Consider the following 402-nt stretch of genomic DNA (forward strand, 5'->3'; position numbering starts at 1 on the left):
AGACACGGTGCCAGCCGCCGCGGTAATACGTAGGATGCAAGCGTTATCCGGAATCACTGGGCGTAAAGAGTTCGTAGGCGGTTGGTTAAGTCGGATGTGAAAGACCAAGGCTCAACCTTGGGAACATGTCCGAAACTAATTAACTAGAGTATGTTAGAGGTGCGCGGAATTCTGGGGTGTAGCGGTAAAATGCGTAGATATCCAGAGGAACACCAATGGCGAAGGCAGCGCACTGGAGCAGTACTGACGCTGAGGAACGAAGGCGTGGGGAGCGAACGGGATTAGAAACCCGCGTAGTCCTAGAGACACGGTGCCAGCCGCCGCGGTAATACGTAGGATGCAAGCGTTATCCGGAATCACTGGGCGTAAAGAGTTCGTAGGCGGTTGGTTAAGTCGGATGTG

At 53.7% G+C, this 402-nt stretch carries 1 rRNA gene; it reads left to right on the top strand.

Going from position 1 to position 402, the window contains the following annotated elements:
- Positions 1-322, top strand: a 16S ribosomal RNA gene (locus G4V62_RS19340); the annotation flags it as partial.
- Positions 323-402 lie beyond the last annotated feature (80 nt).

The organism is Litoribacterium kuwaitense (assembly GCF_011058155.1).
Lineage (GTDB): Bacteria > Bacillota > Bacilli > Bacillales > DSM-28697 > Litoribacterium > Litoribacterium kuwaitense.